This window comes from Ruegeria sp. BG5 (genome assembly GCF_056538425.1).
In genome coordinates, this window is record NZ_JBQFTC010000002.1 from 39731 (window position 1) to 63251 (window position 23521).

23 protein-coding genes are annotated in these 23521 nt (G+C 59.9%); 13 read left to right on the forward strand and 10 right to left on the reverse strand.

Annotation, left to right across the window (positions count from 1 at the left end; translation table 11 throughout):
• Positions 1-31: 31 nt before the first annotated feature.
• The gene (gene rpsO / locus ACR0KX_RS10660; protein ID WP_170453629.1) at positions 32-301 is read left to right on the forward strand and encodes a 30S ribosomal protein S15; all 270 of its coding nucleotides are present in this window, start codon (positions 32-34) and stop codon (positions 299-301) included.
• 242 nt (positions 302-543) lie between these two features.
• On the forward strand, positions 544-1635 hold the full coding sequence (locus tag ACR0KX_RS10665; protein ID WP_170521302.1) for a Hint domain-containing protein: 1092 nt from the start codon (positions 544-546) through the stop codon (positions 1633-1635).
• A gap of 65 nt (positions 1636-1700) precedes the next feature.
• Here ACR0KX_RS10665 and ACR0KX_RS10670 read toward each other — a convergent pair whose 3' ends face one another.
• Positions 1701-3302 (reverse strand): BCCT family transporter, encoded by a 1602-nt coding sequence (locus ACR0KX_RS10670; protein ID WP_170623230.1) that lies wholly within the window; start codon positions 3300-3302, stop codon positions 1701-1703.
• Positions 3303-3504: 202 nt separating this feature from the next.
• Positions 3505-4263: a DUF3299 domain-containing protein gene (locus ACR0KX_RS10675; protein ID WP_170623232.1), complete on the reverse strand. Its 759-nt coding sequence runs from the start codon at positions 4261-4263 to the stop codon at positions 3505-3507.
• A gap of 283 nt (positions 4264-4546) precedes the next feature.
• On the opposite strand from ACR0KX_RS10675, the gene pnp reads away from it, so the two are divergent.
• The 6 genes from pnp to ACR0KX_RS10705 all read left to right on the forward strand — a co-directional run bounded on the left by pnp (position 4547) and on the right by ACR0KX_RS10705 (position 10683).
• Positions 4547-6697, forward strand: coding sequence for a polyribonucleotide nucleotidyltransferase (gene pnp / locus ACR0KX_RS10680; protein WP_170453626.1), 2151 nt, complete (start codon positions 4547-4549; stop codon positions 6695-6697).
• Between the two features lie 208 nt (positions 6698-6905).
• Positions 6906-7178 (forward strand): PepSY domain-containing protein, encoded by a 273-nt coding sequence (locus ACR0KX_RS10685; protein WP_170453625.1) that lies wholly within the window; start codon positions 6906-6908, stop codon positions 7176-7178.
• 23 nt (positions 7179-7201) lie between these two features.
• The gene (locus ACR0KX_RS10690; protein ID WP_170453624.1) at positions 7202-7711 is read left to right on the forward strand and encodes a helix-turn-helix domain-containing protein; all 510 of its coding nucleotides are present in this window, start codon (positions 7202-7204) and stop codon (positions 7709-7711) included.
• 153 nt (positions 7712-7864) lie between these two features.
• Positions 7865-8554: an outer membrane beta-barrel protein gene (locus ACR0KX_RS10695; protein WP_170453623.1), complete on the forward strand. Its 690-nt coding sequence runs from the start codon at positions 7865-7867 to the stop codon at positions 8552-8554.
• A gap of 240 nt (positions 8555-8794) precedes the next feature.
• Positions 8795-9808, forward strand: a complete 1014-nt coding sequence (locus ACR0KX_RS10700) for a Hint domain-containing protein (RefSeq protein ID WP_170623236.1) — start codon at positions 8795-8797, stop codon at positions 9806-9808.
• 113 nt (positions 9809-9921) lie between these two features.
• Positions 9922-10683, forward strand: coding sequence for a glycosyltransferase family 25 protein (locus tag ACR0KX_RS10705; protein WP_170623610.1), 762 nt, complete (start codon positions 9922-9924; stop codon positions 10681-10683).
• Between the two features lie 40 nt (positions 10684-10723).
• Here the strand turns inward: ACR0KX_RS10705 and ACR0KX_RS10710 are convergent, their stop codons facing one another.
• Positions 10724-11374 carry a peroxiredoxin gene (locus tag ACR0KX_RS10710; RefSeq protein WP_170521286.1) on the reverse strand — a complete coding sequence of 217 codons (651 nt, stop codon included), beginning with the start codon at positions 11372-11374 and terminating at the stop codon, positions 10724-10726.
• A gap of 211 nt (positions 11375-11585) precedes the next feature.
• Here ACR0KX_RS10710 and ACR0KX_RS10715 point away from each other — a divergent pair, with 211 nt between their 5' ends.
• The gene (locus ACR0KX_RS10715) at positions 11586-13025 is read left to right on the forward strand and encodes an aldehyde dehydrogenase family protein (RefSeq protein ID WP_170623238.1); all 1440 of its coding nucleotides are present in this window, start codon (positions 11586-11588) and stop codon (positions 13023-13025) included.
• 54 nt (positions 13026-13079) lie between these two features.
• Here the strand turns inward: ACR0KX_RS10715 and ACR0KX_RS10720 are convergent, their stop codons facing one another.
• Together ACR0KX_RS10720 and ACR0KX_RS10725 are read right to left on the reverse strand one after the other, a co-directional pair.
• A complete protein-coding gene (locus ACR0KX_RS10720; protein ID WP_170623240.1) occupies positions 13080-13514 on the reverse strand; it encodes a glyoxalase superfamily protein in 435 nt (144 codons plus the stop codon).
• A 177-nt stretch (positions 13515-13691) separates the two neighbouring features.
• Positions 13692-14543 (reverse strand): methylated-DNA--[protein]-cysteine S-methyltransferase, encoded by an 852-nt coding sequence (locus ACR0KX_RS10725; RefSeq protein ID WP_480708406.1) that lies wholly within the window; start codon positions 14541-14543, stop codon positions 13692-13694.
• A gap of 130 nt (positions 14544-14673) precedes the next feature.
• On the opposite strand from ACR0KX_RS10725, the gene nth reads away from it, so the two are divergent.
• Positions 14674-15318, forward strand: a complete 645-nt coding sequence (gene nth / locus ACR0KX_RS10730) for an endonuclease III (RefSeq protein ID WP_170453702.1) — start codon at positions 14674-14676, stop codon at positions 15316-15318.
• Positions 15315-16304 carry an adenosine kinase gene (locus ACR0KX_RS10735; protein WP_170521279.1) on the forward strand — a complete coding sequence of 330 codons (990 nt, stop codon included), beginning with the start codon at positions 15315-15317 and terminating at the stop codon, positions 16302-16304. Before nth ends, ACR0KX_RS10735 begins: the two co-directional genes overlap by 4 nt.
• An 8-nt stretch (positions 16305-16312) precedes the next feature.
• Here ACR0KX_RS10735 and ACR0KX_RS10740 read toward each other — a convergent pair whose 3' ends face one another.
• The 3 genes from ACR0KX_RS10740 to ACR0KX_RS10750 form a co-directional block, all read right to left on the reverse strand.
• Positions 16313-17152 (reverse strand): DUF547 domain-containing protein, encoded by an 840-nt coding sequence (locus tag ACR0KX_RS10740; RefSeq protein WP_170521277.1) that lies wholly within the window; start codon positions 17150-17152, stop codon positions 16313-16315.
• On the reverse strand, positions 17149-18522 hold the full coding sequence (locus ACR0KX_RS10745; RefSeq protein WP_170623244.1) for a radical SAM protein: 1374 nt from the start codon (positions 18520-18522) through the stop codon (positions 17149-17151). Before ACR0KX_RS10745 ends, ACR0KX_RS10740 begins: the two co-directional genes overlap by 4 nt.
• 67 nt (positions 18523-18589) lie before the next feature.
• Complete coding sequence (locus ACR0KX_RS10750) at positions 18590-19075, reverse strand: RNA pyrophosphohydrolase (protein ID WP_170623246.1); 486 nt, start codon at positions 19073-19075, stop codon at positions 18590-18592.
• Between the two features lie 137 nt (positions 19076-19212).
• Here ACR0KX_RS10750 and ACR0KX_RS10755 point away from each other — a divergent pair, with 137 nt between their 5' ends.
• Complete coding sequence (locus tag ACR0KX_RS10755) at positions 19213-21240, forward strand: NADPH-dependent 2,4-dienoyl-CoA reductase (RefSeq protein WP_170623249.1); 2028 nt, start codon at positions 19213-19215, stop codon at positions 21238-21240.
• A 6-nt stretch (positions 21241-21246) separates the two neighbouring features.
• Here ACR0KX_RS10755 and ACR0KX_RS10760 read toward each other — a convergent pair whose 3' ends face one another.
• Together ACR0KX_RS10760 and ACR0KX_RS10765 are read right to left on the reverse strand one after the other, a co-directional pair.
• Positions 21247-21855: a LysE family translocator gene (locus ACR0KX_RS10760; protein ID WP_170623251.1), complete on the reverse strand. Its 609-nt coding sequence runs from the start codon at positions 21853-21855 to the stop codon at positions 21247-21249.
• Positions 21856-21924: 69 nt separating this feature from the next.
• Positions 21925-22365, reverse strand: a complete 441-nt coding sequence (locus tag ACR0KX_RS10765; protein ID WP_170521267.1) for a DUF4399 domain-containing protein — start codon at positions 22363-22365, stop codon at positions 21925-21927.
• Positions 22366-22591: 226 nt separating this feature from the next.
• Between ACR0KX_RS10765 and ACR0KX_RS10770 the strand changes: the two genes are divergently transcribed.
• Positions 22592-23497, forward strand: a complete 906-nt coding sequence (locus ACR0KX_RS10770) for a LysR family transcriptional regulator (protein WP_170453610.1) — start codon at positions 22592-22594, stop codon at positions 23495-23497.
• The last annotated feature ends 24 nt before the right edge of the window (positions 23498-23521 follow it).

Genomic DNA, 23521 nt, shown 5'->3' on the forward strand with positions numbered 1-23521 from the left:
CCATCAACTCTAACCTTTAAAGGAGACCCCGATGTCGATCACTACTGCTGAAAAAGCACGCGTCATGAAAGAATTCGCGACCAAAGAAGGCGACACCGGTTCGCCTGAAGTTCAGGTTGCGATCCTGACCTCGCGCATCAACACCCTGACTGAGCACTTCAAGACCCACAAGAAAGACAACCACGGTCGTCGCGGTCTGCTGAAAATGGTTGCTCAGCGCCGTAAGCTGCTGGACTACCTGAAGGGCAAGGAAGAAGCGCGCTATCAGGACCTGATCAAAAAGCTGGGCATCCGCCGCTAAGCGTTTGCACGTCTCGTCCCAAGCACGAGGCCCGGTTCAAGAAAACGCAACGCCCGCCAACAGGTGGGCGTTGGTGCATTTGGGCAACCCTTTGCACACCGCAAATCGTCAAGAAATTGCCGATCAAGCGACAGGCTAATGACACGATCATCATTAGTAGTATTATAAATTTGGCAGTTGCGCTTAACCGGTCCTTAAGCGTGCGACTGCAAGTTGGGTAACAAGTTTTGTGAGTAGGCGCGATGGCGACACTGGATCAGGCCATATGGCTGGATGGTACGGGCACGGCCCAGGATGGCAGCACCGTTGTATCGGACGGGGCAAATTCTACAACGATCACGGCAGATTTCACCGGTGATTGGGTGAGCGACAACCCCGGAAATTCGGGCGCAGACATCAACTCCAACTTTGCGACCACTCCGAACACAGCGGATTTCAGCTTTTCAAACCCCGTAAACAATCTGTCGTTTGATCTTGGGGGGGTAAACGCCAGCGGGTCATTCAACGACGGGTATCAGATTCTGATTCTGGATGAAGACGGAAACCCAATCCCATTGTCCGAAATCACGATCACTCAAAGCGCCGGCGGGACGATCAACATCACCCAGGACGCCGCAGGCAACATTCTGATTGACCCGGATACCGCAATCCCTAACGTCCTGTCGTTTTCGACCGCTGGTCCGGTGTCTCAGGTCATCATTACCTCGACCCCGTCGCCTGATGGCTCATCCACAGGCGGCTCGGGGATTGGCGACTTCTCGTTCGACGTTCCCCCGCCGCCACCCTGTTTTGCGCGTGGTACGATGATCGAAACCCCGGACGGGCCAGTTGCTGTGGAAGATATTCAGGCCGGTGATCTGGTGGTCACCAAGGATAACGGCGCGCAGCCGGTCCGATGGATCGGATCACGCCGCGTTCCCGGCAAGGGCAATCGGGTGCCGGTGGTGTTTCAGGCCGGCACAATCGGCAATGACCGTGACCTGACGGTCTCGCAGAACCATCGCGTTTTGCTGTCCGGCTGGAAGGCCGAGATGCTGTTTGGCGAAACCGAATGTCTGGTTGCGGCGAAAAGCCTGATCAATGGCGAAACGATTTACCAACGGCCTTGCGCCGAGGTCGAATACTTCCACATCCTGTTTGACCGGCACGAGATCATTTTCAGCGACGGGGCCGCAACGGAAAGCTTTCTGCCCGGTACCGTTGGCCTGTGCAGTCTGGATCATGACCTGCGCTCGGAAATTCTGGACCTGTTCCCAGAGTTGGGGGCATCGGGCAGCAATTCCTACAGCCCAGCCAGACCCCTGTTGAAGTCTTTTGAGGCGGTTGCCCTCTGATCCGGTTGCGACAGACCAAAAGAAAACGCCCGCCGGTTGGCGGGCGTTTCTGTGTCTAAAGGTGCTTACATCTTGGCGTGCTCTGATTTCAGCGCCAACCACAGGCAGTAGCACATCATCAGCACCACCAGCGTGAATGGAATGCCCGTCGACACTGCCGCCCCTTGCAGCGCGGACAATCCGCCGCCCAGCAACAGTGCGATGGCCACCAGACCTTCCAGCGTGCACCAGAATACGCGCTGAACAACAGGCGCGTCCATCTTGCCACCCGCCGTGATCGTGTCGATCACCAGCGATCCCGAGTCGGACGAAGTGACAAAGAACACCACGATCAGGATCAGCGCGATTGGAGCCACGATGCCATAAAGCGGCAGTTCCTTCAGGAACCCGAACAGTGCGCCTTCGGGGGCGTAGCTGTCGATTACTGTGGCGCGGACACCTTCTGCGCCGCCCGCGTTCAGCATGTCGATCGCGGCACCGCCAAAGGTCGACATCCACAGCGCACAGACGGCCGTTGGAGCCAACAGCGCGCAGAGGATAAACTCACGCACCGTGCGACCCTTGGAGATGCGAGCAATGAACATGCCCACAAAGGGCGACCACGCGATCCACCAGGCCCAGTAGAAGGTCGTCCAGCCATGGAAGTAACTGGTGTCTTCGCGCCCGAACGGGTTGGACAAGGCCGGAAGGTGCGTCACGTAATCCACCATGACGTTGAAATAGCGCGCAATAGCTGTGCCAACACCGGTGACGACGATCACGAAGATGAAGAGGCCGACGGCCATGATCATATTGATCTCGCTCAGCCGTTTGACGCCCGCATCCATACCCATCAGGACCGAGCCCAGCGCGATCAGCGTGATACCGATGATCAGCAGGACAACCACAGTCGGGCTGGGTTCGATGCCAAACACCTCATTCAAACCCGCCGCAACCTGCTGCGCCCCAAGACCCAAAGAAGTGGTGAGGCCGAACAGTGTTGCGAACACCGCAAGCGTGTCGATGATGTGGCCCCACCAGCCCCAGACCCGCTCGCCCAGCAATGGGTAAAAGGCCGACCGCAGGGTCAGCGGCAGGTCCAGATTATAGGCAAAGATCGCAAGGCTCAGACCCACGGCGGCGTAAACCGCCCAGCCTTCAAGGCCCCAATGGTGGATCGTGCCCACGATGCCCGCGTATTCGTTACCCGGCACGGCAATGTCGATTCCTAAGGGCGCGGCGTTGCCGCCTTCGGCGAAGTTGTAATAGACCGGCTCCATCACGCCAAAGAACAGCAGACCGATGCCAATACCGGCGGCGAACATCATCGCGATCCAACCGGCATAGGAATAGTCAGGCTCGGCGTCCTTGCCGCCGATCCTCACCTTGCCGACAGGCAGAACGATCAGCACCAGACAGAACAGGGTGATTGCATCGACCGAGAGCACAAGGAACCAGTCAAACGTGCTGGTCAGCCAGGGCCGAAGCCAGCCAAAGAACGAGGCCGCGGCCTCCTGATTGGCCAATGCGATCAGGACGAACGCAAAGATCAGGATACTCGAGATCAGGAAGACCGGATTGTGTATGTCCAGACCGAATGGCCGGACGTTATCCTGCCCCAGCTCATATTCGGTTTCGAAGTCATAAATCCGGGGATCCGGATCAAGCATTTTCTTGGTTTCAGCCATTCGACTTTCCCTCAGTTTGCTACGTGCAAACGCCAAGGTATTCGGTCGAAGACGGCCTTATTTTTCTAGTCCCTTGGCGCGTTCCCGTCCTTGCGACCGCAGGTCTTGTGGGTCGAGCCTACACCCTCATCATAATATGGCAAAATTATTCTTTTTTCGGAATGTGTTGTTCAGGGCATCAAGGTAAAGGGCGCAAACCGGTTCAGGGGCCTTCGACAGGCCCGCCGGATTTCTGCCGAAGCGCCGCGCGCAAGCGATCATGCACCGTCAGGAACTCCTGAAAATGCTCCTCGCCGCTGCCCAAGGGTTCGGCATTGTGGACATCCAAACGGAACGTGGCCCGCATCGGAACCTGCCCGTCGATCACAAACATCTCGTACTCCGTCGGCGCAATGGTCAATCGCCCGGTCAGGCGAACACGCTCATAATACAAGGTCGGGGCCCACTGGTCCGAAAGCCGGACACGGATCATCTGATTGGGCGGGGGTGGCGGCAGGTGGCTGCACATACCGGGCTGAGGCACCAGATAGGCCACACCATGCCCCTGTTCATCCGAAGGCGCGGGGATCACATAGCCGGTGATTGTGACAACCTGATCGTTGACCTTGGGGTTCCCGGCGGTATCAGCCATCTCGCGACGCTGAATCACCGCATCACGCTGGGACATGAGCCGGTCGATATCGATCTGATCGGCGGCCAGCGCCTGTTCCGTTTCGGACAAAAGCTCTTGCCATTTGTGTTGTTCGTCCGCGCTGCCGACATCCTGCTGCAAGCGCCCACGCAAGCGCAGCGCAAAGCGCAGGTCATCAAACTGCTCGGCGCTCAGCTCGCGAAACGGGTCTTCAAAGTCCTGCGCGGCAGGGTCCGGCAGATCAGACCACTCGACAGGTTGGGACGCCAGTGCCGCAAAACCCCACAGGGTCAGCAACGCGACGCTCAGCAACCGCAGGCAAAAGGTCATGGCATCCTCGGGTATGTGACATGTGTTACCATGTAAGCAATCCTGCGTGTTTTGCCACACACGGTTGTTCAGCAACGGTCACACTCCGGGCATGGCGGTCCACCGCCGCCTTGTGCGGTTTCGCTTTCCTTCCAACGTTTTCTGCTGTATGCGCGCGGTATCTGAGACGTTGTGCCCTGACCCCGGCACTCGAATGGAAGATAAAGTGGGGTCGGCGGCAATGGGGCCGCCATGCAAACCGGAGACCCGCAGGGGCGGGAGTGCTCCGTTCTAGGATACGCATATGTTTGATGTAACGAAGAAATCAATTCAGTGGGGCGAAGAGACGCTGACACTGGAAACCGGCAAGGTTGCCCGTCAGGCCGACGGCACCGTGATCGCCACGCTGGGCGAAACCAGCGTCATGGCGAACGTGACCTTTGCCAAGCAACAAAAGCCCGGTCAGGACTTTTTCCCGCTGACCGTGCACTATCAGGAAAAATACTATGCCGCCGGTAAAGTTCCGGGTGGCTTCTTCAAGCGCGAGGCGCGCCCGACCGAGAAAGAGACGCTGACCGCGCGTCTGATCGACCGCCCGATCCGCCCGCTGTTCGTTGACGGCTTCAAGAACGAAGTTCTGGTCATGTGCACCGTGCTGAGCCACGATCTGGTCAACGACCCCGACATCGTCGCGATGATTGCCGCTTCGGCTGCCCTGACCATCTCGGGCGCGCCGTTCATGGGCCCGATCGCCGGTGCTCGCGTTGGTTTCGTGGATGGCGAATACGTCCTGAACCCGACCGTGGACGACATGCAGGACCTGCGCCTGAACCCCGAACAGCGTCTGGATCTGGTTGTGGCCGGCACCAAAGACGCCGTGATGATGGTGGAATCGGAAGCGTACGAACTGTCCGAGGCCGAAATGCTGGGCGCCGTGACCTTCGCGCACGAGCAAATTCAGCCGGTCATCGATCTGATCATTTCGCTGGCCGAAGAAACCGCAAAAGAGCCGTTCGATTTTGCAGCCCCCGATTACTCGGAGCTGTACGCCGCTGTTGCCGCAGCCGGTGAAGAGCAGATGCGCGCCGCCTTCGCGATCACCGACAAGCAAGAGCGCACCGCCGCTGTTGCCGCGGCCCGCGAAGCCATCAAGGAAGCACTGACCGAGGAACAGCTGGAAGACGCGAACCTCGGCTCGGCGATGAAAAAGCTGGAAGCTGGCATCCTGCGCGGCGACGTCGTCAAAGGCGGCAAGCGCATCGACGGTCGCTCGACCACCGACATCCGTGGCATCGAAGCCGAAACCTCGATGCTGCCCCGCACGCATGGTTCCGCCCTGTTCACCCGTGGTGAAACGCAGGCGCTGGCCGTGACCACGCTGGGCACCGGTGACGATGAACAGTTCATCGACGCGCTGCATGGCAACTTCAAATCGAACTTCCTGCTGCACTACAACTTCCCCCCCTATTCGGTTGGTGAAGTTGGCCGCGTGGGTGGCCCGGGCCGTCGTGAGATCGGTCATGGCAAGCTGGCATGGCGCGCCCTACAGGCGGTTCTGCCTGCGGCAACCGACTTCCCCTACACGATCCGCATCGTGTCGGAAATCACCGAATCCAACGGCTCCAGCTCGATGGCGTCGGTCTGCGGCGGCTCGCTGTCGATGATGGATGCGGGCGTTCCGCTGAAAGCACCGGTTGCCGGTGTGGCCATGGGTCTGATCCTGGAAGATGACGGCAACTATGCCATCCTGTCGGACATTCTGGGTGACGAAGACCACCTGGGCGACATGGACTTCAAAGTGGCTGGTACCGAAAACGGCATCACCTCGCTGCAGATGGACATCAAGGTCGCAGGCATAACGCCCGAGATCATGGAGAAAGCCCTGGCGCAAGCCAAGGACGGCCGGATGCACATTCTGGGTGAGATGGGCAAGGCGCTCTCCGAGACCAACGAGTTTTCGGTCCACGCTCCGCGCATCGAGACCATGAACATCCCGACCGACAAGATCCGTGAAGTGATCGGCTCGGGCGGCAAGGTCATCCGCGAAATCGTCGAGACCTCGGGTGCCAAGGTCGACATCAACGACGACGGCGTCATCAAGATCGCCTCGCCCGATGGGGAGTCGATCAAAAAGGCCTATGACATGATCTATTCAATCGTGGCCGAGCCGGAAGAGGGTCAGATCTACACCGGTAAAGTGGTCAAGATCGTCGACTTCGGTGCCTTCGTGAACTTCTTTGGCAAGCGCGACGGCCTGGTCCACGTGTCCCAGATCGAAAACCGCCGCCTGAACCATCCGTCGGATGTTCTGAAGGAAGGCCAGGAAGTAAAGGTCAAGCTGTTGGGCTTTGACGATCGCGGCAAGGTCCGCTTGTCGATGAAAGTGGTCGATCAGGAAACCGGCGAAGAGATCGTGCCCGAAAAGAAAGAAAAGAAAGAGGAAGGTGCAGAGTAAATCTGCTTCCCTATTCTAATGATGAAGGCCCCGGTGATCCACCGGGGCCTTTTTTATGCCACTCTGCCGCCCGTGGGCTTTGATATAGCCTGATCGAACGCATAAACCTTGGTCCAATTGCATCCAATTCAACCAAAGCCCAATCGAAACGATCCGGGCACCCTCCCAACTCCATTGCGTTGAAACGCGCAAAAACAGGAGATGCGATATGGAAAACCTGAAAATTCTGACCCTTGCCGGTTTGATTGCAGCAGCCCCCGCGCTGGCCCTGGCCAATGTGGGGCTGGGCGAAAAACTGGGGACGGATGAGGCTGACATCCGTGCGGCGCTGGAGGCGCAGGGCTATGTGGTCGAAGAGATCGAATTCGAAGACGGCGAGATCGAGGTTGAACTCAGCAAGGATGGCGTGGAAACTGAACTGGTCCTGAACAAAGTCGATGGCACCGTAACCGCCATCGAACTTGAAGAGGATGACGACTGACCGCGCGACCCTGAAGGAGCATCATGAAGATATCGCAAACGTCTTTGTTGTGGCTCCTTTTGGTGGTGCAGGCCCTCTGCGCCACCTTTTTCCTGACCGATGCACTGCTGGATTGGACCGGGGGCGAAAGCGCCGGCTTCCGGTACTTGCACAGTTTTGAACTTTTGATCTCAATAGCGCTTTTGGGTGGATTGGCGGCAGCGATTGCGCTGATCCGCGCCCAGAACCGGCGCGTTCGGGATATACAACGGCAGCTTGGCGTGGCCCAAGGCGCGTTCGCACAGGTTATCGGCACCCAGTTTGACGAATGGCGGCTAAGCAAAGCCGAACGCGATGTTGCGCTGCTCTCGCTCAAGGGCCTGTCGATTGCCCAAATCGCGGAACTTCGGCAGACCAAAGAAGGTACGATCAAGGCCCAAAGTGCTGCAGTATACCGCAAAGCTGGCGTGTCCGGCCGCTTGCAACTGCTCAGCTTCTTTGTCGAGGAACTGCTGTCAGAACCCCTCATGGAACGACCAACATCCCGAGGGTAAGCCCGCCCTGCGACTGCAATTGTTCAATGGGCTACTTATTCACTCACCCACACCCAAAATCCCGTGACGCGAAGTGATGGTCGCGCGCCTTCCTTTTGACCTCCGATTGCCCACATCAGCGCCATGGACCATTCGGAACAAAGGACATGGATTATGGTTTCTCGACTTCTTCTTACCTCGGCGGCGCTGATTTTGGGTGTGACCGCCGCGTCAGCGCAAAGCCTGACGGACGGCACCTATATCCACGGCTTCCTGGGCTATAGCGACCTTCAGGATACCGACTTCAGCGGCAGCATCGGCGGCGCTTCCGAATCCGTCGACACCGATTTCGATGGCGGTGTCGGTCTGGGGATCGCAATCGGTAAAGAGATCCCTCAATGGTCCAATGACGCCATTGGCACGCGGATCGAGCTGGAGCTGTCCTATCGCGACAACAACGTGGACGGCGTCAACTTCTCCGGAAATGGCCCGGGGGCCGAGGGTAATATCTCGGGCGATGTGACCCAAACCTCGCTCTTTGCCAATGTGCTGTTCGACTTCAAGGGTAACAGCGCCTTCACCCCCTATGCCGGTTTCGGTCTGGGTGCGACCTATTCTGATATCGATTTCGCCTACGGCCCCGGCGTCACGCTGGATGACAGCGGCACCGATTTCGCGGCACAGCTGATCGCCGGTGTCGCCTATGACATCAACGAAGACACCGCCTTTACCGTTGATGCGCGCTATACCCGTGCCTTCGACGTCTCATCCGCGCGTCTGGCCCCCACCGGCGCTTCGACGGGAACGGTCGAGGATGACTTGGACACGTTCAGCATCAATTTCGGCCTGCGCTACGGGTTCTGAGCCCCACCAAGGGCGGTGTTCGTCTCCGGTTTCGCCGCCCCTGGCGTGCCTCCGCCCAAGTGGCGGGGGCATGTATTTTCAAAACTCCTGTTATCCGTGAAAGCCCGGTTCTCGGGATTCACCCCATCCCATATCCATGCGGTCGCGCGCTCGGTTTAGTAAACCATATGTTAACACTTATAAGTTGAATTAGCCCAAACTTAAGGAAAACTTTTGTAAATTCTGGGAAGACGTTCCGCCGTGGCCTCCATCACCATCTACGAACTCAGCGCGGACCCCTTCAGCACCAATAGCGTTTCAATCGAAGCCGCATATAGCGCGGACATCATCGATGATGACACGTTTCTGCAAAGCTCGGATTCCAGCACTCAACTGGATCTCAGCGGTGTCCCGAACTTCCACAACTCTTCCTCCAGCTTTCAGGTGTTCGAAACCTATCAGGGCGAAATCAACGGGCAGGCTGTGTCCTTTGTCCAATTGCAGTTCACCTCTCCGATCTATGTGGTTGTCACATCGGGTCAGGCCAACGTCGGGGACACGATTGCAGTCACCAGCAGGCCCTCATCAACACCCCCAACCGAATACAGCACACTACCGTCCTTTGTCTGCTTCACCTCCGGATCGATGATCCTGACACCAACAGGCCGCCGCCGGGTCGAGGCTTTGCGCCCCGGAGATCCCGTCATCGTTGCCGGAGGTCAGGTTCGGCCCGTCCGCTGGATCGGCAAACGCAGGCTGTCCCGGCAAGACCTGCGCCAATCCCCGCATCTCTGTCCGATCCGGGTCAGGTCGGACCATTTTTCAACCACCTGCACCAATCGCGATCTGGTGGTTTCACCGCAACATCGGATCGCGGTTTCCTCCCCAAAAATGGAGCTTTTTTGTTCCGCCCCAATGATGCTGGCCCCGGCCAAAAATCTGGTTGATGGCAAATCTGTCCGCCAGTTGCCACCAGATGAAGGCGTCGACTACATCCATATCCTGTTCGATCAGCATGAACTGGTGAATGTCGATGGCATCTGGTCTGAATCCCTTTATCCGGGCGACACGACGCTTAGCGCGATGACCGCCGAGACCCGAAAGGAACTGCTAAACCTATTCCCGACGCTCAGGCAGGGCGCAAAAGGATACGGCCCCACCGTCCTGCCCGTCCTGAAACCCTTCGAAATACGCCTGCTGCGGCACACGCTTATATTAAACTGCGGGCTGGAAAATCCCTGGTCGATAACCCGCCCCGCCGCCCACGCAGCTTGAACCCCTGGAAAACGGCCATTATCTGCCAAATGGAACATTTCAAACAGTCACGGCTCTGTGTTTCGCCATCACCACCCTTCCCCAACACGCCGGGGTGCTCTATGCACATGCCAATGCGCTCGTTCGTCATTCATATGTCTTCCAGCACCGCCCGGCGGGAAAACGCCGAAAGGCTTTGCGCGGACCTGCCCAACGCCGAATTGTTCGAGGCCGTGAACGGGCGCGACCCGGAACAAATTTCGGATGTCTGCCTGCATCCCGGCAATCTGCATCGGCCCCACTACCCTTTTGCGCTGCTGCCCACCGAAATCGGCGTTTTCCAAAGCCACCGCCGCATCTGGCAGAAAATGGTGGACGAAAACATCGATCTGGCACTCATCACCGAAGATGATCTGCGTATCGACCCTGCCCAATTGCAGCAGATCCTGGCGCTTTTGAAGCGTGAGGCGACCCCGGATCACTACATCCGCATACCGGTCAAACAACGCGAGATTCCGGCACAAACCATTGCCGAGGAAAACGGGCTGCGCCTGGTTCTGCCTTGGGTGGTCGGGTTGCAATGTGTCTGCCAGATGGTGGGACGTCGCGCCGCCGCGCGCATGTTGGCCGCTACGGATCAGATCGACCGCCCGGTCGATACGTTTCTGCAAATGCACTGGCTGACCGGCCAACCGATCCACACCCTGCTCGGCAGCGGCAACCGGGAAATCGCCGGTGAAATCGGCGGCTCGACAATCCAGAAAAGCCCGCCGCTCAGCGACAAGCTGACCCGCGAATTCAAGCGCGCGGCCTACCGGGCAAAACTCTACAGCTACCCACAGCGTCCGCCTGCTTCATCTGGCCATAAATATCCTCGGGGGGAGTCGCGCCTCTAGGCGCGGCGGGGGGCAGACAGCCCCCCTGACCCGGTCCGTCTTAAGACGGTGCCTTGGTCTTACGCAGGTAAGGAAAGATCGTCTCGAACTCGCCAAATTTCTCTTTGGCATCTTCATTCGACACGGCAGGCGGAATGATCACATCCTCGCCCGGCACCCAGTTCGCAGGCGTCGCAACACCCTTGGCGGACATCTGCAGCCCGTCCAGCGCGCGCAGGATCTCGGCAAAGTTCCGGCCCACGGTCATCGGATAGGTCATCGACAGTTTCAACTGCTTGTCCGGCCCAATGATAAAGACCGACCGCACGGTGGCACTGTCGGCGGGGGTGCGCCCGTCGGGCAGGTAGGCTTCGGCAGGCAGCATGTCAAACGCCTTGGACACGGCCAACCCATCATCGGCGATGATCGGAAATCCGGGATTGGCGTTCCCATAAGCCTCGATGTCTTTCTTCCACTTCTTGTGATCTTCCACGCCATCGACCGATACGCCGATCACCTTGGTGTTTCGGGCCGCCCATTCGTCATTCAACTGGGCCACAGCCGAAAACTCGGTGGTGCAAACCGGGGTGAAGTCTTTCGGGTGCGAGAACAGGATCGCCCAGCTGTCACCGATCCAGTCGTGAAACTGAACGGTGCCCTGATCCGTTTCTGCGGTGAAATTGGGAACCGTGTCATTGATGCGCAAACCCATGGTGCATCTCCTTTCCTGTGAAAAACCCGAGTCGGTTGCCGTAAACCTAAACACTCTGCGTCAGAGTTAAACCATTGGCCCGCGCAAGGATACGCCATTCCCCATGCAAGCGGTAAGAGATTTGATCAAAACGCCCTCTTGCCCCGCTATGCCGCCAGTGCCAGAGTGCCCGGAAACCGGCCCCAATGCCGTCTGATCAGGAGGGAGAGCCATGATCGAAAAGCGTGAATTCTACATCAACGGCCAATGGGTTGCCCCATCCGCGCCCAATGACTTCGACGTTATCAACCCGTCAACAGAAGAGCCCTGCGCGGTGATCTCACTGGGCGGGCAGGCTGATACCGATGCCGCCGTTGCTGCGGCCAGGGCGGCCCTGCCCGACTGGATGGCCACCCCTGTTGCCGAGCGGATTGCACTGGTCGAGAAACTGGCCGGGATCTACCAGACCCGCAACGATGATCTGGCACAGGCGATCTCGCTGGAAATGGGGGCCCCGATCGATTTGGCGCGGGCGGCTCAGGCAGGGGCGGGCATGTACCACCTGAACACCTTCATCCGCGCAGCCAAGGCCTTTCCCTTCGAACATCCGCTGGGCGATCACGCCCCAAACGACCGCATCATCCACGAGGCTGTCGGCGTTGCCGGTCTGATCACGCCCTGGAACTGGCCGATGAACCAGATCACGCTCAAGGTTGGGGCCGCCGCGATTGCCGGATGCACGATGGTTCTGAAACCGTCCGAGCAAAGCCCGCTGAACGCGATGATCTTTGCCGAGTTGATGGACGCCGCCGGCTTCCCGCCCGGCGTGTTCAATCTGGTGAATGGCGACGGGGTTGGCGTCGGCTCGCAATTGTCCAGCCATCCGGATGTGGACATGATCAGCTTTACCGGCTCGACCCGTGCGGGAACCGCAATTTCCAAAGCGGCTGCGGACACATTGAAGAAAGTACATCTGGAACTGGGCGGCAAAGGCGCGAATGTGGTCTTTGCCGATGCGGATGCCAGCGCGGTGAAGCGCGGTGTCTTGCATATGATGAACAACACCGGCCAAAGCTGTAACGCCCCCAGCCGGATGTTGGTCCAGCGCCCGATCTACGATCAGGCCGTCGAAACCGCTGCCGAGGTTGCGAACATGGTCAAGGTTGGCCCCGCTGCCGAGGAAGGCCGCCATATCGGCCCTGTGGTGAACGAGGTGCAGTGGCGCAAAATTCAGGACCTGATCCAGAAAGGCATCGACGAAGGCGCGCGTCTGGTCGCGGGCGGCACTGGACGGCCTGAGGGTCTGAACAAGGGCTATTACGTCCGCCCCACGGTCTTTGCCGATGCCAACAACCAGATGACCATCGCGCGCGAGGAGATCTTTGGCCCGGTCCTGACCATGATCCCGTTCGACACCGAGGAGGAAGCCGTCGAGATCGCCAATGACACGCCTTATGGCCTGACCAATTATGTCCAGACACAGGATGGCGAGCGCGCCAATCGCATGGCGCGGGCATTGCGCTCGGGCATGGTCGAGATGAACGGCAAATCGCGCAGCGCGGGGTCTCCGTTCGGGGGCATGAAGCAATCCGGCAACGGCCGCGAAGGTGGCATTTGGGGACTTGAGGATTTTCTTGAAGTCAAAGCCGTCGGAGGCTGGGCCGCCGAGTAACGCCTGTTTTCTACTATCAAAATGTGAGGCACCCCAGGGTGCCTCGCTTTATTTTCAGGCTGGTTGGACGACGAGCTGCGGCTCTCCGTCCGATGTATGACGGGTAGACCGCCCGTCCCAGCCGATCTCGCCGGTCACGCGCTGCCGGAAGGCCGAGAAGCTGTCAAACCGCACCACATCCACGGGCGCGTCGAATTGCAGCGTCACCCGGCGGTGCCCGCCGTCGCCCAGCAGTGTCAATCCGCGAATGACCGCTGTGAACGGCTGACCCAGATAGCGTCCTTTGACCCGGTCCCCGACCCTGAGGTGCAGCCGGTTGCCAGCCATCGCACGCAGCGTATTCCAGTCTTTGGCCCCTTGCTGATGGGCCACCAGTTCCAGCGCCTCGCTATGCGACAGGATCACATCCGCGCTGCGCAGCCTCTCGCGCAGTCGCTTTGCTTGCGCCTTAAGCTCCGAAACCGGAGCGATGTCTTGATCAATAGTCATGTCTTGCCTCGCTTCCTTATAGGGGCGCGAAATCAGGACGGTGTTCGCATTGCCATCCGTGCGCCAGGAAAGGGCAACAGATATGCATTCAACCGGGTTTCACCAAAGCCAAAGGCCGCGAACGGCAGGGGACCCGTACCTGGCGCGCCATATGACAGCGCCGGGACGGTCTGTCAATCAGGCATCCGCCTGCGCGGCTTCATAGGCCAGCATCGCGCGTTTGAGGGGCAGGCCCCAGTGATAGCCGCCAAGCCCGCCCGATTTGCGCAGCGCCCGGTGGCAGGGGATCAGCCAACTGACCGGGTTGCGCCCGACCGCCGTTCCGACTGCACGAACGGCCTGTGGCGAGCCCACCCGCTGCGCGATCTCGGAATAGGTCGTGACTTGACCCGAGGGGATGTGCATCAGCGCCTCCCACACCTTGATCTGCAGGGGTGAGCCAATCAGGTACAAAGGCGTCGGCTGCAAACGGTCGCTGACAGAGCCGAAGGCGCTCAGCACCCAAGGCCGCAGGTGCATCGGGTCCTCGACGAACTCGGCCGAGGGCCAGCGCGACAGCATATCCTCCATCGCCTCTTCCTCGCCGGTCTCGGCCCCGAAGGCCATGCCGCAGATGCCCTTGTCGGTGCCCATCACCAGCGCGGGGCCAAAGGGGCTTTCGAACCAGCCCCAATAGATCGTCAGACCTGCGCCTTTGCGGGCGTATTCGCCGGGGCTCATGGACTCCCATTTCAGAAACAGATCATGCAAGCGGCCACTGCCGGACAGGCCCACGTTATGGGCGGTTTCCAGCGTCGTGAACCGCTCGCGCAGCAGCGCTTTGGCATGGCCCAGCGTCAGGTATTGCTGGTAGCGTTTCGGTGATACGCCGGTCCAGCGCGAGAACAGTCGCTGGAAATGGGCCGGGCTCATATCCATCTGCTGCGCCAGTTCCTCAAGACTGAGGCCCTCGCCGCCCTGATCGATCAGCTCGATCGCGCGGCGCATGACGTTGTAGTGGTATCCGCTTTCCGGGGTCTGGACGTTCATGGCAGTCACCTCATCTGATGCCAAAACCATAGCGCGCGGGCCACGCCCCTGCGACCCGGAACTTGCGCATTGGCTTTGGGCCAGAACCAAGGGGTTGTGTCATGGCCTTGCGGGCGGCATTAAGGCGCGGATGGCAAAGCAACTCGATTACCACACGATCCGCGAGATCTTTACGCGTTTTCAGGCAGCCGACCCCGAACCCAAGGGCGAGTTGGAGCATGTGAACGTCTACACTCTGGTCGTCGCCGTGGCGCTGTCGGCGCAGGCGACCGATGCGGGCGTCAACAAGGCCACGCGCGAATTGTTCAAAATCGCCGACACGCCGCAAAAGATGCTGGATCTGGGCGAAGAAGGTCTGACCCAGCATATCAAGACCATCGGCCTGTTCCGCCAGAAGGCCAAGAATGTCATCAAGCTGAGCCGTATTCTGGTCGACGATTATGGCGGCGAAGTTCCCAATTCCCGCGCCGCGTTGCAATCCCTGCCCGGTGTCGGGCGCAAGACCGCCAATGTGGTGCTGAACATGTGGTGGCGGCAACCGGCGCAGGCGGTGGATACGCATATCTTCCGCGTCGGCAACCGCACGGGTATCTGCCCCGGCAAGGATGTGGACGCGGTCGAGCGCGCCATCGAAGACAACATTCCTGCCGACTTCCAACTCCATGCGCATCACTGGCTGATCCTGCATGGCCGGTACCATTGCAAGGCGCGCAAGCCGCAATGCCCGACCTGCATCATCCGTGATCTCTGTCAATTCGAGGACAAAACCCTATGAAGACCTACCAACTGACCGGCATCGGAAATGCCGTTGTGGACGTGATTTCCCAGGCCGATGACAGTTTCCTGGAACTAATGGGCATCGAAAAAGGCATCATGCAACTGATCGAGCAGGAGCGTGGCGAGGTGCTGTATGCTTCGATGGAAGGCCGGGTGCAGACACCGGGCGGCTCGGTCGCCAATACGATTGCCGGTGCCGGGGCTCTGGGGCTGGACGCCGCCTTTATCGGGCGTGTGCATGATGACGCCTTGGGTCGGTTCTATGCGGATGCGATGAACGAAGACGGCGTCGATTTCGTGAACCCGCCGGTGCCGGGGGGTGAGTTGCCGACCTCACGCTCGATGATCTTTGTCTCGCCGGATGGTGAGCGGTCGATGAACACCTATCTGGGGATTTCCTCGGAATTATCGTCCGAGGATGTCTCGGCCGATGTGGCCAATAACAGCCAGATCATGTTCCTTGAGGGCTACCTGTTCGACAAGGAAAAAGGCAAGGCGGCATTCCTTGAGGCCGCGCGCACTTGCCATAAGGGTGGCGGCAAGGCCGGGATCGCGATTTCCGATCCGTTCTGCGTCGAACGGCATCGCGTCGATTTCCTGCTGCTGATCGAGAACGAACTGGATTTCGTGATCGGCAATGAGGCCGAAATCAAATCGCTGTTCAAAACCGATGATCTGGAAGAGGCGCTGGCAAAAACCGCCGGTATCTGCCCTCTGGTCGTGTGCACCCGTTCCGGCGATGGCGTGACTGTTCTGCATGATGGCCAGCGCGTCGATGTGCCGGTCGAAAAGGTGGTGCCGGTGGATGCAACCGGGGCCGGAGATCAGTTCGCCGCAGGCTTCCTGTTTGGCATGGCGACAGGCCGTGATTACGAGACCTGCGCCCGCATCGGCAATGTCTGCGCCCGCGAAGTGATCAGCCATATCGGCCCGCGTCCCGAGGCCAACATGCAGGACCTGCTGCGCAGCGAGGGGTTGCTATAGCCGCGCCTTTATGACCCCGCCGCGGCGTCGTTCAGCGCCCAGTCGTATCTATAAGCCTTAACGCGTCGGACTTCTTGCAATCTGGCGCGCAATTCAGGGGCGGCTGCGGTCTGGATATAGGTCAGCACATCCTGCTCATTCGCTCCGAAATCCTCGCGGAACCAGATATAGATCTTGGACAGGATCAGCCCCCCGCGATCATCAAAACGCACGCCGCGCGGTTCGTTGATATAGGCCCGTTCGGCTGCGGCGAGGTCTTGTTCCAGGGTTCTGGCCTCCCACGCCCGATCCATCAGGTTCGGGCAGCCCACGGCGGCGCAGTTCAGCGCGTAGTGGATGCGCGGCTCATCAAATCCGGGGCGGATGATCCGGTGTTCGATGTCGTTCAGCGTCAGCCTCTGCCCTGCGACCGTGGCCAGGGGGCGATCCCATGGGCCAAAGGACAGCGGCCCGTCGGTGATGTCGCGGATCGAGTCGACCGGATAAGCCTCAAGGACCACATCCACGGTCAGCGCGTTATAGAGGTTGATCCAATAGGCCAGTTGCTGATCGCGTGTCAGGCGTGCCGGGTCAACGGATTGCAGTTGCCCCAGATACCCCTCCAAACGGTCACGATCAGACGCGGTGACGCTGGCATAGGCGACGCGGTTCACCCCCTGCGCATCGGGCGCGACATAGCGGGACAGGAACGCGCTCCAGTCGCTGTGATCCACGCGCTGCCCCGGCGGCGGGGCACTGCGGGTCAGGGCATTGCCCGGCAAGGCCTCGGCAGGTGGCAGCGCCAGCCGTTCGACACTGGCGCAGGCCGCCAGCAAGGGCAGCAGCAAGACGATCAGCAGCTTTTTCACGAGGCATCCTTTCGGTCCCGGCGGGTCAGACGCATCTGCCCCTTCAATCGCTTCAGCGGCGCATGGGCCGGGTCGCCCAGCGCAGGAATTTCCGGCCGCGACGACAACCCTCGCATCGCCGCGTTCCACCAATAGGTTCCCATCGGGCTGTCGATCCGATCCGGGGCGGCCAGATGCTGATCGCGCTGGGCATTGTGGACGCACATGGACAAGGGTCCGTTCCCGGTCGCCACCATGAACACGCATGAGGCGCAGCGATCCGCCTCTAACGCATCTGCCGCCATGAAGTTGTGGATGAACACCGCCTGCCGCCGCACCCGACCGCGGAGCAAGCCCGTGCCAAGCCGGGCGACCGAGGCCACCAAATGCGCCACCGACCGCATCGCCAAAACCGGATGCCGCAGCACCAACCGACGGACCGTGGACCGGATCACAAGATGCGCCTCGCGCCCCGTGTCCAACTGTTCCAACGCGGCGATCACCTGCTGCACCAGCTTAGCGTTCGACAGCAAAGAGACCGCTCGCCCCCCGGCGGTCAGGACGCTGGCGTAGCGGTTGCATGCAGAATGACCGACGGAAGCCGCATCAAAATCCAGCGTCGTGCCATATCCACGCTCGATCGCGCGCATGACACTGTCCTGCGTGATGGCATCCGGGCGGGCGCGCAGCACGCCGCGCCCTGTATCGGCCTGCATCTGGAACGAGACAAAGGCAACCTCGGGCTGGTCCCGGAAGAACCGCGCCAGATCGAGCAGATCGCCAAAGTTGCCGCCAAACACCGTCGTGTTGAACAGGACCCGCACACCCAAGCCACGGGCGCGGGCAAGGTATTTTTCGCGCACAGTGTTCAGTTCAGCCTCTGATCCGAACCCGTTGCGGTCCTGAGTCATATCGACATGGAACGCCACATCATCCAGACCGGCCGCCGCCAGACGGGTCAGAAACGCCCGGCTGGCGCGGATGCCGTTTGTCATCAGGCAGGACCGCATGCCCAACCGCTTGATCTCGCGGCACAGCGCCTCAAGATCTTCAAGCTTGCGCAGAGTCGGGTCGCCGCCGGTCAGCTGTACCGATGTACCCCGGCCATAGTGGCTGTGGATTGTCGCAATCCGCGCAAACAGGACCGACAGCGGCGGATCATAGGTCATCTCGGCCCGGTCCGAGAGGTAACACAGCGTGCAGTCCAGATTGCAGCGCTGCGTCACTTCAAGCGCAACGCAGGCCATCGGATAGAACCGGCCTGCTGTTTGAGTGGCCCCAAACTCACCGCACCCTTTCAAACCGTCGCGCAAGGGCGCGCGTCGGTCTGGGCCTTCAAATCGGCGTCCGGCGGGTTTGGCTGTGATCGGTTCGGGTAAGGTGTCTTTCATGGACCCCAAGCTAAAGGGGGTCTCAGGACGCGACTACGCCCCCTCACGCCAACGTGCGGGGCGGTGATCAGCCGAGGTGATCGGAAAACGCAGCCACCACCTGTTCATAGACGTCACGCTTGAAAGGCACGATTTCTTCAATCAGCCGGTCCGGGTCCTGCCACTTCCACTTGGTGAACTCAGGGTGTTCGGTTTCGATGTTGATCTGATCGTCGCGACCCGTGAAGCGCAGCAGGAACCATTTCTGCTCTTGCCCGCGATAGCGGCCTTTCCAGATCTTGGGCACGATGTCATGCGGCAGATCATAGGGCAGCCAGCCATCGGTTGCGGCCACAACCTCGACCAGATCAGAGGTGACGCCGGTTTCCTCCCACAGCTCGCGCAGCGCCGCATCGCGGGGGTCTTCGCCCTTGTCCACACCCCCCTGCGGCATCTGCCAGGCGTCCTTGTGGCGATCGTTGCGCTGACCGACAAAGATCTGCCCATCGGCGTTCATCAGCATCAGACCAACGCAGGGGCGATAGGGCAGTTTGGCGATCTGATCAGGGGTCATGCACGGCCTCGCAAGGTTGTTTTGCCCACCTCTAACAAGCGCCGCCACGGTAGCATAGGGGGTGACGTTAGGTTTCGCGTGACAAAGTTGACGTGCACGTCAATTTAAAATGCGGAGACGGGAGGGAGAGTTTCACCATGACTGCGTACCCAAACATGCTGGCCCCGCTGGATCTGGGCTTTACCACGCTGAAAAACCGCGTGCTGATGGGCTCGATGCACACCGGGCTGGAAGAGACCGGCGACTGGAACCGGGTGGCCGAGTTTTATGCCGACCGGGCGCGCGGTGGCGTGGCGCTGATGGTGACGGGTGGCATTGGTCCGAATCTGGAAGGCTCGGTTTTGCCGGGGGCGTCGATGATGACCAACGACAAAGAGGTGGCAAACCATTCCATCGTGACCGAACGTGTGCATCAGGCGGGCGGCAAGATCGCCATGCAGATCCTGCACGCGGGCCGCTATGCCTATGGCCCGAAATGCGTGGCCCCCAGCCCGGTGAAATCCCCAATCTCGCCCTTCCCGCCGCATGAGCTGGACGAAGAGGGTATCGAGAAACAGATCAGCGACATCGTGAATGCGGCCCGAATGGCCCAGAAGGCAGGCTATGACGGGGTCGAGATCATGGGGTCCGAGGGCTATTTCCTGAACCAGTTCCTTGTGACCCACACCAACAAGCGCACCGACCGCTGGGGTGGCTCGTATGAGAACCGCATGCGCCTGCCAATCGAGGTCGTGCGCCGCACGCGCGAGGCGGTGGGAACCGATTTCATCATCATCTACCGCCTGTCGATGATCGATTTGGTCCCCAACGGCTCGACTCATGACGAGGTGGTGCAACTGGCGCAAGAGATCGAAAAGGCCGGTGCCACGATCCTCAATACCGGCATCGGCTGGCACGAGGCGCGGATTCCGACCATTGCCACCAGCGTTCCCCGCGCGGCCTTTGCCTGGGTGACGAAAAAGCTGATGGGCAAGGTGTCGATCCCAGTTATCACCTCGAACCGGATCAACACGCCGGAAGTGGCGGAAGAGGTCCTGTCGACCGGCTGCGCTGATATGGTCTCGCTGGCGCGGCCGATGCTGGCGGATGCGGAATTCGTGAACAAAGCCATTGCCGGTCAGTCCGCGCAGATCGCGCCGTGCATCGCCTGTAATCAGGCCTGTCTGGACCACACGTTCAGCGGCAAGCTGACCACCTGTCTGGTCAACCCGCGCGCCTGTAACGAAACCGAACTGGTGATTGCTGCGGCTGATACCGTGAAAAAGGTCGCCATCGTCGGCGCAGGTCCGGCTGGCCTGTCCACCGCAATGACCGCTGCCCAGCGCGGCCATGACGTGACCCTGTTCGACCGCGCGTCCGAGATCGGCGGGCAGTTGAACATGGCCAAACAAGTGCCGGGGAAAGAGGAGTTCTGGGGCCTCGTCGACTGGTACCGCACCATGATGGACGAGCTGGGCGTGAACGTGGAACTGAACCGCGAGGTTGGTGCCGACGACTTGACCGGCTTTGACGAGGTGGTCATCGCAACCGGCGTCACTCCGCGTGATCCGCAGATTCCGGGACAGGATGGGGACAATGTCCTCAGCTATATCGACGTGCTGCGCGGCAAGGCCGAGGTTGGTAAATCCGTCGCCGTTGTCGGCGCGGGCGGCATCGGCTTCGACGTTTCCGAGTTTCTGCTGGAAGACGGCCACAGCGCCACCACCGATCTGCCGCTGTGGATGAAGGAATGGGGCGTGACAGACCCGGAAGACCACCGCGCGGGCCTTGCGCCCGAAGGCCCGCAGCCCGCGGCCCCTGCCCGTCAGGTCACCTTGTTGCAGCGCAAGAAACAGGCGCATGGCAAGGGCCTGGGCAAGACGACCGGCTGGATTCACCGCGCGACGCTGAAGATGAAAGATGTCAATTTCGTCGGCGGCGTGAACTACGAACGCATTGACGAAGACGGCCTGCATGTCAGCTTTGGCGAGGAACGCGCTGACCCGACCTTGATCGCAGCCGACAACATCGTGCTGTGTGCCGGTCAGGTCCCCGAGCGCAGTCTGGCAGACGCGCTGATCGAACGCGGCATCACTCCGCACGTGATCGGCGGCGCGGATGTGGCGGCGGAACTGGACGCCAAGCGGGCAATCAATCAGGGCACACGTCTGGCGGCCGGACTTTAGGCCCGGTCAGTCAGACAGCGCAAGCTTCACCCCAAGCGCGCCATAAGCCATTGCAAAGCAGCGTTTGATCCAAGCCATCACAGATGGGCGATGAATGATGTAATCCCGCGCCAGCGCGGCGCAGGCCCCGTAAGCGATGAAAACAACAAAGGTCATCGCCATAAAGGCAAGCGCCAGTTGCACCAGCGCCAGACCCGCATGCGCCGTGTCCGTGGGCAGGAATTGCGGCAGGAACGCAAGGAAGAACAGCGACAGCTTGGGGTTCAGCACGTTGATCAGCGTGCCGGTCGTCGCGATCTTCAGGTAGCCTGTGGTCGATTTCTCGGCACTCACTTCCATCGCGCCGCCCGCGCGGATGATGCCCCAGGCCATATAGAACAGATAAAGCACACCAAGGTATTTGAGCACCAGAAACGCCAGCGCACTGGTGTGCAGCAGCGCGGCCAGCCCGATAATGCTGGCCACAGCGGCGGGCACGATCCCAAGCGTGCAGCCTGCCGCCGCCGCAACGCTTGCGCGAAACCCCCGACCAAGCCCGATGGCCAGCGTGTAGATCACGCCTGTTCCCGGCAACAGCACGACGATCAGCGATGTAAGAAGAAACTCAAGCGACATGAAACCCTCCGATCACACGCCGGAGAGTTCCGTACATCAGCGTGAAAGTAAACAGGCGTATCTGGGCGTCTACTCGACCGTAATCGTAATCACCTCGGACACAATCGGCGGGTTGTGCGGTACATGACCCGCATCGCCCAGCACCAATTGCAGAGTGTGCTGGCCTGCGGGCAGGTCCAGCGTCACCTCGGTCTGGCCGCCGCCGAAATGCATATGATTGTCGTCAGCGGGCAGGCCATAGGCCAGCTCATCCGCACCGTCCTCGCCTTCGCCAATCGGCGGGCGGTTGATCAGCAGATGGTGATGGCCGGTATTCTCGGCCTCGGTCCCGGCTGGCGCGACGCCCATACCGCTCAGGCCAAAGACCACCGTCACCGGCGATTGAACCGTGTCCCCATCCGCAAGGTTCACGAAATAGACCTTGGCGTCAGGGCTGGATGGGGTCTGCGCTTGGGCCAGGGCCAGACCAGCGGACAGACAAAACGCGACAATGGCAAATAGTGATTTCATGATCTCCTCCCAGGACACAAAAATGCCATTCTCAGCATAGCACAAATGAAAAAATGTCCAGAAATCACCGTTTGACCGGGGTGTTATTGGATCGGAAACCATTGTTTCAACGTTTCTGAACTGCAAACGATCCGATTCAAAACCCTGATATTATCCCATGTCTGCCCCGTTTCCGCCCAGATTGAGCGTCAAAACTGACGTCGAACGTAAGACCTGGGGAACGAGTATGGATCGATTGACCGAAATGGAAGCCTTCGCCAACGTGGTGGACCAGGGTGGCTTCACCGATGCGGCCAAGAAGATGGGCATCTCCAAATCGGCCGTGTCCAAGCACGTCTCGAGCCTTGAGGCGCGTCTGGGTGCGCGGCTGCTGAACCGCACAACGCGCCGGGTGTCCCCAACTGAAATCGGATTGGCCTATTACGACCGCGCGCGCCGCGTTCTGAATGACGCGGGCGAGGCGGATGCACTGGTTACCTCGATGCAATCGGCCCCGTCAGGCCTGTTGCGGATCAGCGTCGCGACGGATTTCGGGGTCAATCACCTGTCCCCCGTTCTGTCCGAGTTCCTGTCCGCTTACCCGGATATCACCGTCAACATGGTGCTGAACAACCGCTATGTTGAGTTGATTTCCGAAGGGTTTGACGTGGCCGTGCGCATTGGTGAGCTGGAGGACAGCACCCTGCGCGCGCGCAAACTCACGGAAACCGTCAAACGCATGGTTGCGGCCCCCAGCTATATCGAGAAATTCGGACGTCCGCAGAAGATCGACGACCTGAACGAACACAAGTTGCTGCATTATTCCAGCCAGTCTTCGGGCAATGTCTGGAAACTGACCGCGCCATCGGGCGAAAAGCGTCAGGTGCGCACCGCCGGTTGGCTCAGCGTCAATGACGGGCAATCCCTGCTGAATGCTGCGATCTCGGGCCTCGGGATCGCTTATCTGCCCAGCTATCTGTATGCGGATGCGTTGAAATCCGGCCAGGTGCTGGACGCGATGCCGTCGCTGCCGGATGAGGTTCAGGGTGTTTACGCCGTCTACCCCCCCGGGCGTTTCACGCAGCCGAAAGTGCGGGCTTTCATTGATTTTCTGGTCGAGTCCTTCAACGAAAAGGGCCCGATGGATTGGTAAATTCTCCCGGTGAACTTTAGCGAC

Excerpts from the sequence above, each read along its gene's own strand:
- nth (WP_170453702.1), top strand. The coding sequence starts at position 14,674 with ATGGCAAAGCAACTCGATTACCACACGATCCGCGAGATCTTTACGCGT.
- ACR0KX_RS10755 (WP_170623249.1), top strand. The coding sequence starts at position 19,213 with ATGACTGCGTACCCAAACATGCTGGCCCCGCTGGATCTGGGCTTTACC.
- ACR0KX_RS10690 (WP_170453624.1), top strand. The coding sequence starts at position 7,202 with ATGAAGATATCGCAAACGTCTTTGTTGTGGCTCCTTTTGGTGGTGCAG.
- ACR0KX_RS10765 (WP_170521267.1), bottom strand. The coding sequence starts at position 22,365 with ATGAAATCACTATTTGCCATTGTCGCGTTTTGTCTGTCCGCTGGTCTG.
- ACR0KX_RS10745 (WP_170623244.1), bottom strand. The coding sequence starts at position 18,522 with ATGAAAGACACCTTACCCGAACCGATCACAGCCAAACCCGCCGGACGC.
- ACR0KX_RS10685 (WP_170453625.1), top strand. The coding sequence starts at position 6,906 with ATGGAAAACCTGAAAATTCTGACCCTTGCCGGTTTGATTGCAGCAGCC.
- ACR0KX_RS10710 (WP_170521286.1), bottom strand. The coding sequence starts at position 11,374 with ATGGGTTTGCGCATCAATGACACGGTTCCCAATTTCACCGCAGAAACG.
- pnp (WP_170453626.1), top strand. The coding sequence starts at position 4,547 with ATGTTTGATGTAACGAAGAAATCAATTCAGTGGGGCGAAGAGACGCTG.
- ACR0KX_RS10770 (WP_170453610.1), top strand. The coding sequence starts at position 22,592 with ATGGATCGATTGACCGAAATGGAAGCCTTCGCCAACGTGGTGGACCAG.
- ACR0KX_RS10720 (WP_170623240.1), bottom strand. The coding sequence starts at position 13,514 with ATGACTATTGATCAAGACATCGCTCCGGTTTCGGAGCTTAAGGCGCAA.
- ACR0KX_RS10665 (WP_170521302.1), top strand. The coding sequence starts at position 544 with ATGGCGACACTGGATCAGGCCATATGGCTGGATGGTACGGGCACGGCC.
- rpsO (WP_170453629.1), top strand. The coding sequence starts at position 32 with ATGTCGATCACTACTGCTGAAAAAGCACGCGTCATGAAAGAATTCGCG.
- ACR0KX_RS10675 (WP_170623232.1), bottom strand. The coding sequence starts at position 4,263 with ATGACCTTTTGCCTGCGGTTGCTGAGCGTCGCGTTGCTGACCCTGTGG.
- ACR0KX_RS10670 (WP_170623230.1), bottom strand. The coding sequence starts at position 3,302 with ATGGCTGAAACCAAGAAAATGCTTGATCCGGATCCCCGGATTTATGAC.
- ACR0KX_RS10695 (WP_170453623.1), top strand. The coding sequence starts at position 7,865 with ATGGTTTCTCGACTTCTTCTTACCTCGGCGGCGCTGATTTTGGGTGTG.
- ACR0KX_RS10715 (WP_170623238.1), top strand. The coding sequence starts at position 11,586 with ATGATCGAAAAGCGTGAATTCTACATCAACGGCCAATGGGTTGCCCCA.
- ACR0KX_RS10705 (WP_170623610.1), top strand. The coding sequence starts at position 9,922 with ATGCGCTCGTTCGTCATTCATATGTCTTCCAGCACCGCCCGGCGGGAA.
- ACR0KX_RS10735 (WP_170521279.1), top strand. The coding sequence starts at position 15,315 with ATGAAGACCTACCAACTGACCGGCATCGGAAATGCCGTTGTGGACGTG.
- ACR0KX_RS10760 (WP_170623251.1), bottom strand. The coding sequence starts at position 21,855 with ATGTCGCTTGAGTTTCTTCTTACATCGCTGATCGTCGTGCTGTTGCCG.
- ACR0KX_RS10725 (WP_480708406.1), bottom strand. The coding sequence starts at position 14,543 with ATGAACGTCCAGACCCCGGAAAGCGGATACCACTACAACGTCATGCGC.
- ACR0KX_RS10750 (WP_170623246.1), bottom strand. The coding sequence starts at position 19,075 with ATGACCCCTGATCAGATCGCCAAACTGCCCTATCGCCCCTGCGTTGGT.